Below are 14,555 nucleotides of genomic sequence, written 5' to 3'. Positions count from 1 at the left end.
GGTCCGACCCATGACCCTGGTGGTGGGCGGTGTGGTGCCGGTCGACGACGTGGTCGGCCGGGTCAGGGAAACCGAGGAAGTCCTGGCCACGCTGCCGACTGCCGGCGCGGTGCTGGTCGGTGACCGGCGGCACGGCAAAACCTCGCTGTCGCGGGTGGTGCAGCGCGCCGCAGCAGCCGGTGGCGCCCAAGTACTGGCGATCAGCGCCGAGCGGGAGACCTATCAGGAGTTCGTCGTCGCACTGACAGCCGAGCTCGTGCGCCTCGACCCCGCCTGGGCCCGGGAGCTGAACAAGTGGCGGCTCAAGCTCACCGCCGGACCGGTGACCCTGGAACGCACCGCCGCGGCCGCCGCGGCCCTCGACGAACTGCTGCACCGCGCCGTGGAGCGCGCGCACGGCCGGATGCTGGTGCTGTTCATCGACGAGGTCACCATCTTGGCCCGCAACCTGGAACGTCAACAGCGCGGAACCGGGGACAGTTTCCTGCACCTGTTGCGCCGGTTCCGTCAGGAGTACCCGGGTCGGCTCGCCACGGTGCTCTCCGGTTCGATCGGCTTCCACCACGTCTCCCCCGACGCGCCCGGCACGGTCAACGACATCCGCAAAATCCTGATCGGGCCGATCCGCCCCGACCACGCCGGCTATCTGGCCGAGTGTCTGCTGTTGGGCAGCCAGACTGCGGTCACCGACCGGCACCAGGTCGCGGTCGCGATCGCCGCGGCTGCCGAGAACGTGCCGTACTACATCCAGCACCTGGTGGCCTCGGCGCGCAGCCATTGGCTACAGCACGGGCAGCCGGTCGATCCCGGTCTGGTCGCCGACCTGATCACGGCTGCCATCGAAGATCCTTATGACCCATGGGATTTGCGGCACTACCGGGACCGACTGGCCTACTACTACGGGTTGGACTCCGGGATCATCGGCAAGATCCTCGACGTATACGCGCACGCCGAGCAAGCCCTCACCGTGGACGCGGCCTGGCTGCGGTTGCGCAGCGAAGGGGTGAAGCTGCGGGATCGTGACCAGCTGGTGGGATATCTGGAACGCCTGGCCCTGGATCACTATCTGGTCCGCACCGGAGAAGCCGAACGCTTCGCCTCGCCGTTGATCCAGCGCGCCTGGCGGTCGATGCGGCGATGACCGTGCACCCGGTGTTCACGCCCACCGCGTTGACGCCCGAGGAACTCGAGGCAGCCACCGTCGGGTCCGGGCAACTGGTCGACACCCTGGTGGCCCGGATCCAGTCCGCCGCCCGCGACGGCGCCCGCCCGCACACCCTGCTGATCGGGCCGCGCGGGGCCGGCAAGACCCATACCGTGCAGCTGGCGCTGCACCGCGCGCTGGCCGACCCGGCGACCGCGAAGACCACGCTGTCGGTGGTGATCCCGGAGGACTCGCTGGCGATCGGGTCCTACCTCGATCTGCTTGTCGAGATCGCCGCAGCCATCGACGGGCAGCTGGGTGAGCATGCCAAAGAACTTCGCCGCCAACGAGATTCGATCGGGATCGAGTCGGCGGTGCTGGCGGCCGCCGGCGGCCGGATGATCCTGCTGGTGATCGAGAACTTGGACCGGGTGTTCACGGCCGTCGGCGAGGCCGGGCAGGGCAGTCTGCGCGCCCTGGTCGAAACCTCCACGGCGGTACTGGTGTTGGCCACCGCACCGGCGTTGTTCGCCGGCGTGTCCTCCCGGACGTTGCCCTGGTACGGATCGTTCATCATCGAATCGGTGCCCGAACTCGAGGTCGACGACGCCGTTCGGTTGCTGAGCCACACGGCCCGTTCCCGTGGCGACGGGCCGCTGGCGCGCTACTTGGAATCGGGCCCGGGCCGGCAACGACTTTCGCTCATCCACCGGATATTCGGTGGCCTGCCGCGACACTGGCACATGCTCGCCGAGTTGGTCGACGAGCCGAGCCTGCGGCAACTGGTCCCGGTGCTGACCGAACTGCTGGACCGGCTGGCCCCGCACTATCAGCAGCTGCTGTGGCAGCTTCCGGCCGGCGAGCAGCGTCTGGTGGTCGAGCTGGCGCGCGGCACCGGGCCGCGCACGGTCGGCGACCTCGCGCACAGCGTGGGCATCTCCAACCAGTCGGCGGCTGCCGCGCTGGGCCGCCTCGCCGAATCCCGTTGGGTCACATCGTCTAAAGCCAGCGACGGTGACCGGCGCGCCTCCTGGTACGACCTGACCGAACCGCTGCTGCGCTACTACCTGCAGTACCGAGATGGCGAGCTGTCGCTGCTGCTGGCGGCGGTCGCCGAGCTGGAGCCGGACCCGCCGCGCCCGACCACACCGCGCCAGAGAACGTCGCGCCCGAAAACGAAAGCGGCGCCAGACCCGAAGGCCTGACGCCGCTTTCGTCGTTGCAGTGTGCGGATCCTCAGAGGCTCTCGTAGATCTCGCGCGCCAGCCGGGCGGTGGCCGACGGGGTCTTGCCGACCTTCACGCCGGCCGCCTCCAGGGCTTCCTGCTTGGCCGCAGCGGTACCCGACGAGCCCGACACGATGGCGCCGGCGTGGCCCATGGTCTTGCCTTCGGGGGCGGTGAAGCCCGCGACGTAACCCACCACCGGCTTGCTGACGTTGGCCTTGATGTAGTCGGCGGCCCGCTCTTCGGCGTCGCCACCGATCTCGCCGATCATCACGATGACCTTGGTCTCCGGGTCCTTCTCGAAGGCCGCGATGGCGTCGATGTGGGTGGTGCCGATGACCGGGTCACCACCGATGCCGATCGCGGTGGAGAAGCCGAGATCGCGCAGCTCGTACATCATCTGGTAGGTCAGCGTGCCGGACTTGGACACCAGACCGATCGGGCCCTTGCCGGTGATGTTGTTCGGCGTGATGCCGACCAGCGACTCACCGGGGGTGATGATGCCGGGGCAGTTCGGGCCGATGATCCGGGTCTTCTCACCCTTGGCCACGTTGTAGGCCCACGCATAGGCGCTGTCCTGCACCGGGATGCCCTCGGTGATGACCACCAGCAGTGGGATCTCGGCGTCGATGGCCTCGATGATGGCGTCCTTGGAGAACGCCGGCGGCACGAAGGCGATCGACACGTCGGCGCCGGTCTCCTTGATGGCCTCGGCGACCGAGGCGTACACCGGGATCTCGAGGTCGTTGCCGTCCTTGTCCTTGTGGCTGACCTTGGTGCCGGCCTTGCGTGCGTTGACGCCACCGACGATCTGGGTGCCGGCCTTGAGCATCAGCGCGGTGTGCTTGGTGCCCTCGCCGCCGGTGATGCCCTGGACGATGACCTTGGAATCCTTGTTCAGGAAGATAGACATGAGTTGTTGGCTCCCTTACTTATTCGCCAGCTCGGCGGCCTTGTCGGCGCCGGCGTCCATGGTCTCGGCCTGGATCACCAGGGGATGGTTGGCTTCGGCCAGGATGCGGCGGCCCTCTTCGACGTTGTTGCCGTCCAGGCGCACCACCAGCGGCTTGTTGGCTTCGTCGCCGAGGATCTGCAGCGCCTTGACGATGCCGTTGGCCACCGCGTCGCACGCGGTGATGCCGCCGAACACGTTGACGAACACGCTCTTGACCTGTGTGTCGTTGAGGATGACGTCCAGGCCCGCGGCCATCACCTCGGCCGAGGCGCCGCCGCCGATGTCGAGGAAGTTGGCCGGCTTCACACCGCCGTGGTTCTCACCGGCGTAGGCGACCACGTCCAGGGTGGACATCACCAGACCGGCGCCGTTGCCGATGATGCCGACCTGTCCGTCGAGCTTGACGTAGTTGAGGTCGTTCTCCTTGGCCTTGAGCTCGAGCGGATCGGTGGCGTCCTTGTCCTCGAACTCAGCGTGGCCGGGCTGCCGGAAGTCGGCGTTCTCATCGAGGGTGACCTTGCCGTCCAGCGCCAGGATCTGGTCGTCGGGCGTGCGCACCAGCGGGTTGACCTCCACCAGGGTGGCGTCCTCGGCGACGAAGACCTCCCACAGCTTCTGGATGGTGACCGCGGCCGCGTCGAGCACCTCGGCGGGCAGGTGGCCCTGCTCGGCGATCGAGCGGGCGAACGCCAGGTCCACACCCTTGACGGCGTCGACGGGCACCTTGGCCAGCCGCTCGGGCTTGGTGGCCGCGACCTCTTCGATCTCCATGCCGCCCTCGACCGAGCACATGGCCAGGTAGGTGCGGTTGGCGCGGTCCAGCAGGAAGGAGATGTAGTACTCCTCGGCGATGTCGCTGGCCTCGGCGACCAGCAGCTTCTTGACGATGTGGCCCTTGATGTCGAGGCCCAAGATGTTGGTCGCGTGGGTGTGCGCGTCGTCGGCGGTGGCGGCGTACTTCACGCCGCCGGCCTTCCCGCGTCCACCAACCTTGACCTGCGCCTTGATCATCACCGGCTTACCGATTTCCTCGGCGATCGCCTTGGCGTCGTCGGCGGAGTCAGTAACCCGGCCAGGCGTGGTCGGAACGTTGTGCTTGGCGAAGAGTTCCTTCGCCTGGTACTCGAAAAGATCCATGAGCTTCCTAAGTGACGGCGGTGTCGTCTGGTCGGATGGACCGCGCTGACGTTTACGGAGTTTGGCCCCGGGGAACTTTATCGACACGCCTGCGATGCGCCCGCATCGCCTACCATTGTTGTGGTACAGGTCACCACGGTGGACCCGGTGATACAAGTCACATTCCACCGCGGGAATAGCCGTCTGGCTTGCCACCAACATCGGAACTTGGTTACCGTCTCACAGGTCTGATAACGCTCAGGTCACGACGACGAGGACATTTTCGGTTGGCAGCGCATCGCGGAAGTTCGAGCCCGGCTACGGGTGCGACCAAGAACGCGCGCCACCGCGATCTTGATTTCCACCCCAACGAAGTCACCGACATCGTGCCGTTCAACGAGTTCGGCAGCCTCGATGACCTGGACTTTCACGAATCCCCGTTCGAGACCGACGCCGACATCCTGGCGGCTCCCGAGCTCGATGATCTGACCGAAACCGATGAGATGCCGTTGACGCTGATGCGCCGCATCGACATCGGAATCCTGGAAGACCCGGACAAGACCGACGTGCTGCCGCGGATCGGCGGCGGCGCGCACCGCAAGCAGCCGGCGAGCGCGACCAAGGGACGTGTCCTGATCGCAGCCATGGCCGCCGGCGCGGCAGCCGCCGCCGTGCACAGCTCGTTGAACCCGACCGAACAAGCCGCCGCGGACACCGTGGTGGCCTCCGACAGCATCTCCGGCGCCACCATCACCGGCAGCCCGCGCGGCATGCAGGTGGTCTCGATGGCGCCCGCGGTCAACAGCAGCGTGCACTCCGAGGAGCTGGCCCGCGGTGTCGCCTTCGCGCAGGAGCGCGCCGAGCGCGAAGCGCGGCTGCAGCGCCCGCTCTTCGTCAAGCCCACCACCGGCATCTTCACGTCCGGCTACGGCTACCGCTGGGGTGCGCTGCACGCCGGTGTGGACCTGGCCGCCCCGATCGGCACCCCGATCTACGCGGTGTCCGACGGTGTCGTGATCGACGTGGGCCCGACCGCGGGCTACGGCGCCTGGGTGAAGTTGCGCCATACCGACGGCACCGTGACGCTCTACGGCCACATCAACACCTGGCTGGTGAGCGTGGGGCAGCGGGTGATGGCCGGCGACCAGATCGCCACCGTCGGTAACCGCGGCTACTCCACCGGCCCGCACTGCCACTTCGAGGTCATGCCCAACGGCTCCGACCGCATCGACCCCGTGCCGTGGCTGGCTTCCCGCGGCGTGAACGTCGTCTGATCTGCGCTTACTTCGTTGCCGCGCCGGTTCGGCTAGCCTTCTTCGGTGGTGACTGAGGAACCCGAATCGCCCTCCGGCGAGCACACCCGCATCCTGCGCCGACTACCGCGCCCGCCGGCTGCCGCGCCGGTCGAGGACACCCGCACGTCGATCATCCGGCGCACCCCCACCGGTTCCTTCCCGGTCAGCCCCGAGGCCCCGGCGACCACCCACATCGCCACACCAGACGCACCGGCCACCACCCACATCGAGACTCCCGCCGCGCCGTCCGCGGGTGTGCTACCGGCCGCCACCGACCAGCCCGACGACTCCGAACCCGCCACCCCCGGCCCGCACACCGCGGTGGCGGCCTGCGTGGCCGCGATGCTCAGCGGCTGGACGACGTCGTTGGTGGCCACCGAGTTGATCGTGGGTTGGTGGCACACCGACCGGCTGTTCTGCGTCGCCGTCGGCTTCCTGGCGCTGGTCTTCGCGGTCAGCACCGTCTCCGGCGTGATCCTGCTGTTGCTGCGCCGGATCGTGGGGAGCTATCTGATCGCGGCCGGAGCCGTGGTGGCGCTGCTGGCCTTCTGCGGAGTGTTCATCGCGGGCGCCAAGGTGCCCGGCATCGTCTACGCCATGCCGGTGCTACCGGTGCTCAGCGCCGGGTTCGCGCTGAGCCCGATGACTCGACGCTGGACAGTGGTGCGCTGAGCGTGCCGCCCCACTGACTTAAGGTCATCTCAACAGAGTTTCCAGGAGGCACGGTGTACCCGAATCAACCGCTGTACCCGCACGGGCAGCAGAACCCGCAGAGGTACTACCCGCAGCCTGGCAACTACCCGCCGGCGGGTCCGGCCTACCCGCAGCCGCCTGGCTACCCGCCGGGCGCCCAGTACGGGTACGGGTACCAGGGCGGCTACCCCGGACCTGCTGGACCGCGCGAGCCCAGCAACGTGACGGCCATCATCGCCGCGGTGCTCAGCCTGCTCGGCGGCTGCGCCGCACTGCTGGGAGTCTTGGGCAGCGCGTCAGCCCTGGCGGCGATCTCCGATCTGTCCAGCCGCGAGGCGGATCTGCTCCCCGGCTGGTTCCAAGGCCTGCTGGTCTTCACCCTGATCGCCCAGTTGGGCTTGGCGGCAGCGCTTTTCACTGGCGGCGGCTTCTTGTTCGCGCGCAAGTCGTGGGCCCGGATCGTGATCGTGGTGGCCTGCGGCGTCACGATCCTGATTTCGATCGTCGCGCTGATAGCCAGTAACACCGCCGCGCATCAAGCCGATGCGTCGTTGACCATGGCCGGCCCCAGCATCCTCTCCATCCTCGGCCTGGTGTTCCCGGTCGCCACCCTGGTGCTGGCCTTGCTGCCGAGCACCCAGCAATGGTGTGCAGCAGCCAAGCCCGCCAACCCCCAGTTCGGCTACTAGAGCCTTCTAGAGCCTTCGTCGGCACCGGAGCTCGAGGATGTCCATCAACCACCCTGCAACACCTGCTGTTTCACGTCCGGTGACCGCGACCGTCGCAGCTGCGCTAACCATCGCCGCGGGCGGGGTGGCATTGCTGATGTCCGCCTGGATGTTCATGATGTCGCTGGTGCTGGTCTTCACCATCAGCGCCCAGGAAAGCGTGAGCGGTACCAGCGCCGGGGACAGTGCGGTCAGCAGTGGCGCCGCGATGCTGGGTCTCTTGGTCCTGGTGGCGCTCGTCGGAACGATCGCGATCGTGGCGGGTGTGCTGTTGTTGCGCGGCAGCCAGTTCGGTTGGTGGGCCGTCTTGGTGGTCAGCGTCCTCGGGATCATCGGCGGCGTCGCCGATCTGGTGATCGCCGAACCCGGCGAGTGGCTCGGGTCGCTGCTGCCGATGCTCGGCGCGGTGGCCGTGCTGGTGCTGACGCTGGTTCCGGCCACCCGCAATTGGGTCCGGCTATCCGCGCCGCGGTGACGGGTTGCCCCGGGCCTGCAGCCGTACGTTCGGCAGCACCGGCGCCGGGATGCGTTGCATCTCACCGACATAACCGCTGACCACACCGAACCGCTCGCTGCCGTCCTCCCACTCGGCGCGGGCCTTTTCGACGGCTTCGTGGTCGGCTCCGATCAGGTTCCACCACATCACGAAGCGCTCGGTGAACGGTGGCCCGCCGATCAGCATCAGCCGCTGCGGCCGGTCGAGCGGATTGGTGATACGCACGGTATCGGCCCCGGCCGGCTGATAACCGATGGCACCGTGTGGCACCCGGGTGTCGGCGACCAACGCGACGTCGCCGTCGACCAGAACCCCGTGTTCGAAGCCGGGATCGACCTCGAGGTGCACCGTCGCGCCGGCGTCGAGCAGCAGTTCGGCGCCGAGCAACGGCGTGAATGATTCGACCGGAGAGGAACTTCCGGCCAGCGAACCCAGGAAGACCCGCAGCGTCACGCCGTCCAGCCGGGCCAATTCGGGGACGTAATGTTGGAAGTTGCGGGGCGCGTCACGATGCGCCGCGGGCAGCGCAACCCACAGTTGCACGCCGTGCAGGATCGTGGTGTCCGGCGTGGAGACCTCGCTGTGGCAGATGCCGTACCCACCGGTCATCAGGTTGACTTCACCGGGCCGCACCATGGCGTGCACGCCCAGGCTGTCGCGATGCTCGATCTCCCCGGTGAACAGCCAGCTCACCGTTTGCAGTCCGGTGTGCGGGTGGGGCGGAACGTCCATCCCGCCGGTGACGGCGACGTCGTCGGGACCATAGTGGTCGGCGAAACACCAGGCACCGATCAGGGTGCGCCCGCGCTGCGGCAGCGAGCGGCGCACCGTCATCGCCCGTAGCCCGCCGAGCGGGACCGCACGGGCTTCGAGTACTTCGACGGTGCTCACAGCTTGGTCACCGGCGCATGGTTGTGCATCAATTTCACCCGGCCCGCGCTGCCGAAGTCGATCAGTGACATCGCGGATTCGCCGACGCCACTGACCTCCTCGACCCGGCCCAGGCCGTACTTGTCGTGGGTCACCCGGTCGCCCGGGGCCAACACGATGAGTTGACGGTTGCGCGCGGCGGGACGGCTGGGCGCGGGCCGGGCAGATCCGGCGAATCGGCCGCCACCGACCGGCGCGCTGAACGAGGCGGCCTGCTCGGTACGGCGCCAGTCCAGTAGTTCCTGTGGAATCTCTTGCAGGAAACGGGATTCCGGATTCAGCATGGGCTGACCCCAGGACGAGCGCACCTTGGCCCGGCTCAGGTAGAGCCGTTGCCGGGCCCGGGTGATGCCGACATAGGCGAGCCGGCGTTCCTCGGACAGTTCGGTCGGGTCACCGAGTGCACGCATGTGCGGGAACATGCCGTCTTCCCAACCGGTGACGAAGACGACCGGAAACTCCAGCCCCTTGGCGGTGTGCAGGGTCATCAGGGTGACCACCCCGGAACCTTGCTCGGGAATCTCGTCGGTGTCCGCCACCAGCGACACCCGTTCCAGGAACTCGGCCAAAATTCCGGTGTCCGGGATGTCCTCGTCGGCCGGTTCGTCTTCGGCCAGCGCCTTGGCGTTGGCCCGGTCGATGCTGAATTCGTGTGCGACGCTGACCAGTTCGTTGAGGTTGTCCAGCCGGGCCAGATCCTGCGGGTCGTTGGAGGACTCGAGTTCGCGCCGGTAGCCGGTGCGATCCAGCACGGCCTCGACCAGATCACCCAGTTCGCCGTCGAGGTGACCGCGCAACTCGTCGAGCAGTTCGACGAACCCCTTGATCGCCTTCTCCGAGCGGGTGTTCAGCATCGGCACCCGGCCTTCGGCGGCGGCCTGCAGCGCATCGTTGAAACTGGCGCCGGTGTTCTCGGCGTGCACCGCGACACACGCTTCGGCGCGATCTCCGATGCCGCGGCGCGGGGTGTTGAGGATGCGCCGCATGCTCACCGCATCACCGGGGTTGTCCAGCACGCGCAGGTAGGCGACGACGTCGCGGATCTCCTTGCGCTCGTAGAACCGCACTCCCCCAACGACTTTGTACGGGATGCCGGAGCGGATGAAGACTTCTTCGACCGGCCGGGAACCGTTGTTGGTGCGGTAGAACACCGCGACGTCGCTGTAGTTGATCGTGCCCTGCTGCGCGAGCGCCTCGATCTCGCCGGCGATGAACCGGGCCTCGTCGTGCTCGTTGTCGGCGACGTACCCGACGATCAACTCACCGTGGCCGGCGTCGGTCCACAGCCTCTTCTCGCGACGGTTGCCGTTGCGGGAGATCACCGCGTTGGCGGCGTTCAGGATGTTCTGGGTGGAGCGGTAGTTCTGCTCCAGCAGGATCGTGGTGGCGTTCGGGAAGTCCCGCTCGAAGTCCTCGATGTTGCGGATGGTGGCACCGCGGAAGGCGTAGATGGACTGATCGGCATCGCCGACCACGCACAGCTCACCGGGGGGCAGGCCGTCCTCGGTTGGCTCGATCCCAACCAGCTCGCGCACCAGCACGTACTGCGCGTGGTTGGTGTCCTGGTACTCGTCGACCAGGATGTGCCGGAACCTGCGCCGGTAGTACTGCGCGATCTGCGGGAAGGCCTGCAGCACGCCGACGGTCTCGCCGATCAGGTCGTCGAAGTCCAGCGCGTTGGCCGCGCGCAACCGGCGTTGGTACTCGCCGTAGACCTCGGCGACGATGCCGGCCAGGTCCTCGGCGGCCTCGGACGCCTCGGCGGCCGCCTGCTGCGGGTCGATCAGTTCGTTCTTCAGGTTGGAGATCGCGGTGGCCAGCACCCGCGGCGAATGCCGCTTGACGTCCAGGCCCATGTCCTTGGCGATCATCATCAGCAGCCGGCGGGAGTCGTCGGCGTCGTAGATGGAGAAGTTGGAGTTCAGGCCCGGGATCAGGGAGGCCTGGTTGCGCAGGATCCGCACACAGGTGGAGTGGAACGTCGACACCCACATGGCCCGAGCCCGCGGCCCGACCAGCTCGACGACCCGTTCCCGCATCTCGGCGGCGGCCTTATTGGTGAAGGTGATCGCCAGGACCTGCCCCACGCCGACGTCGCGGGCGGCCAACAGGTAGGCGATCCGCCTGGTCAGCACCGCGGTCTTACCGGAGCCGGCGCCCGCGACGATCAGCAGCGGCGATCCCTCGTGCAGCACCGCTTGCCGCTGTTGCGGGTTGAGGCCGTCAAGCAGTTCATCGGTGTCGCTGGGCGCAGGGAAGGTCGTCATGTCGTTACCAACCTACCGCCGGACCGTGACACTTTTGCGTCGGCAGCGCCCAAGGTGGCACACTCGAAACGTGCTCAATGCGCAGTGGCGATTTTTCTACGGGTACCGGTCCGCGGTGCCCGTGGCCTAGCTACTTCCCAGAGCCCCGCGGTCCGCATCGGATACCGGGGCTCGTCTGTTGTGTGAGGCCGCGTATCGGATGAGACCAGAAGCCACCAACAGCAAGGAGAACGACGTGAGCGCCGAAGCGAGCCAAGACACCCAACCCGACATCGACGAGTTGCGCCTCGAGATCGACCGGCTCGACGCTGAGATCCTGGCCGCCGTAGCGCGGCGCACCGAGGTGTCGAAGCTGATCGGTAAGGCCCGGATGGCCTCCGGCGGCACCCGGCTGGTGCACAACCGGGAGATGAAGGTCATCGAGCGCTACTCGGTTCTCGGGCCCGAGGGCAAGGATCTGGCCATGCTGCTGCTGCGGATGGGCCGCGGCCGCCTCGGCCACTGAGCTACCTGCGATTTCGGTGCGTCTAGGGGCGCTGGGCGCCCCTGCGCGCACCGAAATCACCACTCAGGTGAGCGCGATGTACTTGGTTTCCAGGTATTCCTCGATGCCTTCGGTACCGCCCTCGCGGCCGAACCCAGATTCCTTCATGCCGCCGAACGGGGCCGCCGGATCGGAGATGATGCCGCGGTTGATCCCGACGATCCCGGACTCGAGGGCGTCGGCCACCCGCAGCGCCCGGTCCAGGGACTGGGTGTAGACGTAGGCCGCCAACCCGTAGTCGGTGTCGTTGGCGGCGGCCAGCGCCTGCTCTTCGGTGTCGAACCCGGTGATCGGCGCGACCGGCCCGAACGCCTCCTCCTTGAGGATCCGGGCGTCGGCGGGCACGTCGGCGAGCACCGTGGCCGGATAGAAGTTGCCGGGTCCGCTGGGAGCGACGCCGCCGACGGCGACGACGGCGCCGCGCGAGACCGCGTCGGAAACCAGGTCGGCGACCGTGCTGACCTGCTTGGCGTTGATCAGCGGACCCAGCGTGGACTTTTCGTCCAGACCGCTGCCCATGGTGTATTCGCTCATCCGCTTGACCAGCTTGTCGGTGAACTCCTCGCGCACCGCGTTGGCCACGTGGAACCGGTTGGCCGCCGTGCAGGCCTCGCCGCCGTTGCGCATCTTGGCGGCAAGCGCGCCCTCCACGGCCGCGTCGACGTCGGCGTCGTCGAACACGATGAACGGTGCGTTGCCGCCCAACTCCATCGAGGTGCGCAGCAGCTTGTCGGACGACTGCTTGACCAAGGCCTTACCGACACCGGTGGAACCGGTGAAGGTGAGCTTGCGCAGCCGGCCGTCGTCGATCAGGGCGGTGGTCAGCTCACCCGGTTTGGAGGTCGGCAGCACCGACAACACCCCCTTGGGCAGCCCGGCCTCATCGATCAGCTTGGCCAGCAGCAGCATGGTCAGCGGGGTCTCTTGGGCGGGTTTGACGATCATGGTGCAGCCGGCGGCCACGGCCGGGCCGATCTTGCGGGTGCCCATCGCCAGCGGGAAGTTCCACGGTGTGATCGCGTAGCAGGGTCCGACCGGCTGCTTGGTCACCAGGATCCGCCCGGTGCCGGCCGGTGCGGTGGTGTAGCGGCCTTCGATCCGGACGGCTTCCTCGGCGAACCAGCGGAAGAACTCGGCGCCGTACTTGACCTCGCCGCGGCTTTCGGCGAGCACCTTGCCCATCTCCAGGGTCATCAGCGCGGCAATGTCCTCGGTGTGCGCGGTCAAGGTGTCGAACACCGAACGCAGCAACTCGCCGCGTTCGCGTGCCGGGGTGGCGGCCCAGTCCGCCTGGACGGCCACCGCGGCGTCCAGCGCTGCGACGGCGTCGGCGGCGGTGGCGTCGCCGACCTTGGCGATCACCTCGTCGGTGGCCGGGTTGAGCACGTCGAACGTCGAAGATGCGGAGCGCTCCTCGCCGGCGATCCACAGGCCGGTGGGCACGGATGACAACAGCTTGGCGGTGTCCATACCTTCATCATTCACTAGGTTGGACCCATGGCCGCCTACGCACCCTCGATCACCGACACTCCGGCATGGAATGCGCTTGTCCGACACCACGAGCAGGTCGCCGATCGGCATCTGCGCGAGTTCTTCGACGAGGACCCCGACCGCGGCCGTGAGCTGGTGCTGCGGGTCGGTGATCTCTATATCGACTACAGCAAGCACCGCGTCACCCGCGAAACCCTCAGTCTGCTGGTCGATCTCGCCCAGGCTGCGGGGCTGGAGCAACGACGGGCGGCGATGTTCGCCGGTGCGCACATCAACACCTCCGAGGACCGCGCGGTGCTGCACACCGCGCTGCGACTGCCGCGGGATGCGCAGTTGGTGGTCGACGGTCAAGACGTGGTCGCCGACGTGCACGAGGTGCTCGACGCGATGGGTGCGTTCACTGATCAGCTCCGTTCGGGAGCCTGGACCGGGGCCACCGGGGCGCGGATCAAGACCGTGGTCAACATCGGGATCGGCGGATCGGATCTGGGTCCGGTGATGGTGTACGACGCGTTGCGGCACTACGCCGACGCCGGCATCGCGGCCCGGTTCGTCTCGAACGTGGATCCGGCCGACCTGGTGGCCACGCTGGCCGATCTGGATCCGGCCACGACGTTGTTCATCGTTGCTTCCAAGACGTTCTCGACCCTGGAGACCCTGACCAACGCGACCGCGGCGCGGCGTTGGCTGACCGATGCGCTCGGCGACGACGCGGTGGCCAAGCACTTCGTGGCGGTGTCCACCAACGCCGAACGGGTGCGGGACTTCGGCATCGACACCGCCAACATGTTCGGCTTCTGGGACTGGGTGGGTGGCCGGTACTCGGTGGACTCGGCGATCGGGCTGTCGGTGATGGCGGTGATCGGCCGGGAGCGCTTCGCCGAGTTCCTGGCCGGCTTCCATCTGGTCGACGAGCACTTCCGCACCGCGCCGCTGGCCGAGAACGCGCCGGCGCTGCTCGGTCTGATCGGGCTGTGGTACTCGAATTTCTTTGGCGCACAAACCCGGGCGGTGCTCCCCTACTCGAACGACCTGGCCCGGTTCGCGGCCTATCTGCAGCAGTTGACCATGGAGTCCAACGGCAAGTCGGTGCGCGCCGACGGTTCGGCGGTCAGCACCGACACCGGCGAGATCTTCTGGGGCGAGCCCGGCACCAACGGCCAGCACGCGTTCTACCAGCTGTTACACCAGGGCACCCGGCTGGTGCCGGCCGACTTCATCGGCTTCGCCCAACCCACCGATGATCTGCCGACCGCCGACGGCTCGGGTTCGATGCACGACCTGTTGATGAGCAACTTCTTCGCCCAGACCCAGGTGCTGGCGTTCGGCAAGACCGCCGAGGAGATCGCCGCCGAAGGCACCCCGGCCGAGGTGGTGCCGCACAAGGTGATGCCGGGCAACCGGCCCTCGACGTCGATCTTGGCGACCCGGCTGACGCCGTCGGTGATCGGGCAGTTGATCGCGCTGTATGAACACCAGGTCTTCACCGAGGGCGTGATCTGGGGCATCGACTCGTTCGACCAGTGGGGCGTCGAGCTGGGCAAGACCCAGGCGATGGCGCTGCTGCCGGTGATCACCGATGACGCCGCACCGCCTGAGCAGTCGGACAGTTCCACCGATGCGCTGGTGCGGGTGTACCGGGAAGGGCGCGGCCGGGCCTGATTCCCGCC

General features: G+C 67.7%; 13 protein-coding genes. 8 read left to right on the top strand and 5 right to left on the bottom strand.

All coding sequences use genetic code 11. The features are described from left to right. The first annotated feature begins 10 nt into the window (after nt 1–10). Both AC5Y3P_RS01425 and AC5Y3P_RS01420 read left to right on the top strand, forming a co-directional pair. Complete coding sequence (locus AC5Y3P_RS01425; RefSeq protein WP_500044268.1) at nt 11–1,141, top strand: ATP-binding protein; 1,131 nt, start codon at nt 11–13, stop codon at nt 1,139–1,141. Next, on the top strand, nt 1,138–2,349 hold the full coding sequence (locus tag AC5Y3P_RS01420; RefSeq protein WP_500044092.1) for a MarR family transcriptional regulator: 1,212 nt from the start codon (nt 1,138–1,140) through the stop codon (nt 2,347–2,349). The genes AC5Y3P_RS01425 and AC5Y3P_RS01420 overlap by 4 nt, the downstream gene beginning before the upstream one ends. Nucleotides 2,350–2,380: 31 nt before the next feature. Here AC5Y3P_RS01420 and sucD read toward each other — a convergent pair whose 3' ends face one another. Both sucD and sucC read right to left on the bottom strand, forming a co-directional pair. Then, entirely contained in the window at nt 2,381–3,283 is a 903-nt protein-coding gene (gene sucD / locus AC5Y3P_RS01415) for a succinate--CoA ligase subunit alpha (RefSeq protein ID WP_500044091.1), read from the bottom strand. 15 nt (nt 3,284–3,298) lie between these two features. Next, nucleotides 3,299–4,462 carry an ADP-forming succinate--CoA ligase subunit beta gene (sucC, locus tag AC5Y3P_RS01410; RefSeq protein WP_500044090.1) on the bottom strand — a complete coding sequence of 388 codons (1,164 nt, stop codon included), beginning with the start codon at nt 4,460–4,462 and terminating at the stop codon, nt 3,299–3,301. Between the two features lie 266 nt (nt 4,463–4,728). Here sucC and AC5Y3P_RS01405 point away from each other — a divergent pair, with 266 nt between their 5' ends. The 4 genes from AC5Y3P_RS01405 (at nt 4,729) to AC5Y3P_RS01390 (ending at nt 7,632) form a co-directional block, all read left to right on the top strand. Then, the gene (locus tag AC5Y3P_RS01405; RefSeq protein WP_500044089.1) at nt 4,729–5,715 is read left to right on the top strand and encodes a M23 family metallopeptidase; all 987 of its coding nucleotides are present in this window, start codon (nt 4,729–4,731) and stop codon (nt 5,713–5,715) included. A gap of 48 nt (nt 5,716–5,763) precedes the next feature. Next, a complete protein-coding gene (locus AC5Y3P_RS01400; protein WP_500044088.1) occupies nt 5,764–6,408 on the top strand; it encodes a hypothetical protein in 645 nt (214 codons plus the stop codon). A 53-nt stretch (nt 6,409–6,461) separates the two neighbouring features. After that, a complete protein-coding gene (locus tag AC5Y3P_RS01395; protein WP_500044087.1) occupies nt 6,462–7,118 on the top strand; it encodes a hypothetical protein in 657 nt (218 codons plus the stop codon). A 79-nt stretch (nt 7,119–7,197) separates the two neighbouring features. Continuing rightward, entirely contained in the window at nt 7,198–7,632 is a 435-nt protein-coding gene (locus AC5Y3P_RS01390; protein ID WP_500044086.1) for a hypothetical protein, read from the top strand. Here AC5Y3P_RS01390 and AC5Y3P_RS01385 read toward each other — a convergent pair. Together AC5Y3P_RS01385 and pcrA are read right to left on the bottom strand one after the other, a co-directional pair. After that, nucleotides 7,615–8,577 carry a pirin family protein gene (locus AC5Y3P_RS01385; RefSeq protein ID WP_500044267.1) on the bottom strand — a complete coding sequence of 321 codons (963 nt, stop codon included), beginning with the start codon at nt 8,575–8,577 and terminating at the stop codon, nt 7,615–7,617. The genes AC5Y3P_RS01390 and AC5Y3P_RS01385 overlap by 18 nt on opposite strands. Beyond that, nucleotides 8,541–10,850 carry a DNA helicase PcrA gene (pcrA, locus tag AC5Y3P_RS01380; protein ID WP_500044085.1) on the bottom strand — a complete coding sequence of 770 codons (2,310 nt, stop codon included), beginning with the start codon at nt 10,848–10,850 and terminating at the stop codon, nt 8,541–8,543. The genes AC5Y3P_RS01385 and pcrA overlap by 37 nt, the downstream gene beginning before the upstream one ends. A 199-nt stretch (nt 10,851–11,049) precedes the next feature. On the opposite strand from pcrA, the gene AC5Y3P_RS01375 reads away from it, so the two are divergent. Further along, nucleotides 11,050–11,355: a chorismate mutase gene (locus AC5Y3P_RS01375; protein ID WP_500044084.1), complete on the top strand. Its 306-nt coding sequence runs from the start codon at nt 11,050–11,052 to the stop codon at nt 11,353–11,355. 63 nt (nt 11,356–11,418) lie between these two features. Here the strand turns inward: AC5Y3P_RS01375 and AC5Y3P_RS01370 are convergent, their stop codons facing one another. Further along, nucleotides 11,419–12,864: an NAD-dependent succinate-semialdehyde dehydrogenase gene (locus AC5Y3P_RS01370; protein WP_500044083.1), complete on the bottom strand. Its 1,446-nt coding sequence runs from the start codon at nt 12,862–12,864 to the stop codon at nt 11,419–11,421. 27 nt (nt 12,865–12,891) lie between these two features. On the opposite strand from AC5Y3P_RS01370, the gene pgi reads away from it, so the two are divergent. Beyond that, nucleotides 12,892–14,547, top strand: a complete 1,656-nt coding sequence (pgi, locus tag AC5Y3P_RS01365) for a glucose-6-phosphate isomerase (RefSeq protein ID WP_500044082.1) — start codon at nt 12,892–12,894, stop codon at nt 14,545–14,547. The last annotated feature ends 8 nt before the right edge of the window (nt 14,548–14,555 follow it).

The organism is Mycobacterium sp. NGS45 (assembly GCF_059812645.1).
Note: the sequence above shows the minus strand (reverse complement) of the source record. Positions and strands in the feature narration are given on the sequence as shown.

Bases quoted from the DNA above. Each gene is read 5' to 3' on its own strand.
- AC5Y3P_RS01425 (WP_500044268.1), top strand. From the start codon at position 11: ATGACCCTGGTGGTGGGCGGTGTGGTGCCGGTCGACGACGTGGTCGGC.
- AC5Y3P_RS01420 (WP_500044092.1), top strand. From the start codon at position 1,138: ATGACCGTGCACCCGGTGTTCACGCCCACCGCGTTGACGCCCGAGGAA.
- sucD (WP_500044091.1), bottom strand. From the start codon at position 3,283: ATGTCTATCTTCCTGAACAAGGATTCCAAGGTCATCGTCCAGGGCATC.
- sucC (WP_500044090.1), bottom strand. From the start codon at position 4,462: ATGGATCTTTTCGAGTACCAGGCGAAGGAACTCTTCGCCAAGCACAAC.
- pcrA (WP_500044085.1), bottom strand. From the start codon at position 10,850: ATGACGACCTTCCCTGCGCCCAGCGACACCGATGAACTGCTTGACGGC.
- AC5Y3P_RS01375 (WP_500044084.1), top strand. From the start codon at position 11,050: ATGAGACCAGAAGCCACCAACAGCAAGGAGAACGACGTGAGCGCCGAA.
- AC5Y3P_RS01370 (WP_500044083.1), bottom strand. From the start codon at position 12,864: ATGGACACCGCCAAGCTGTTGTCATCCGTGCCCACCGGCCTGTGGATC.
- pgi (WP_500044082.1), top strand. From the start codon at position 12,892: ATGGCCGCCTACGCACCCTCGATCACCGACACTCCGGCATGGAATGCG.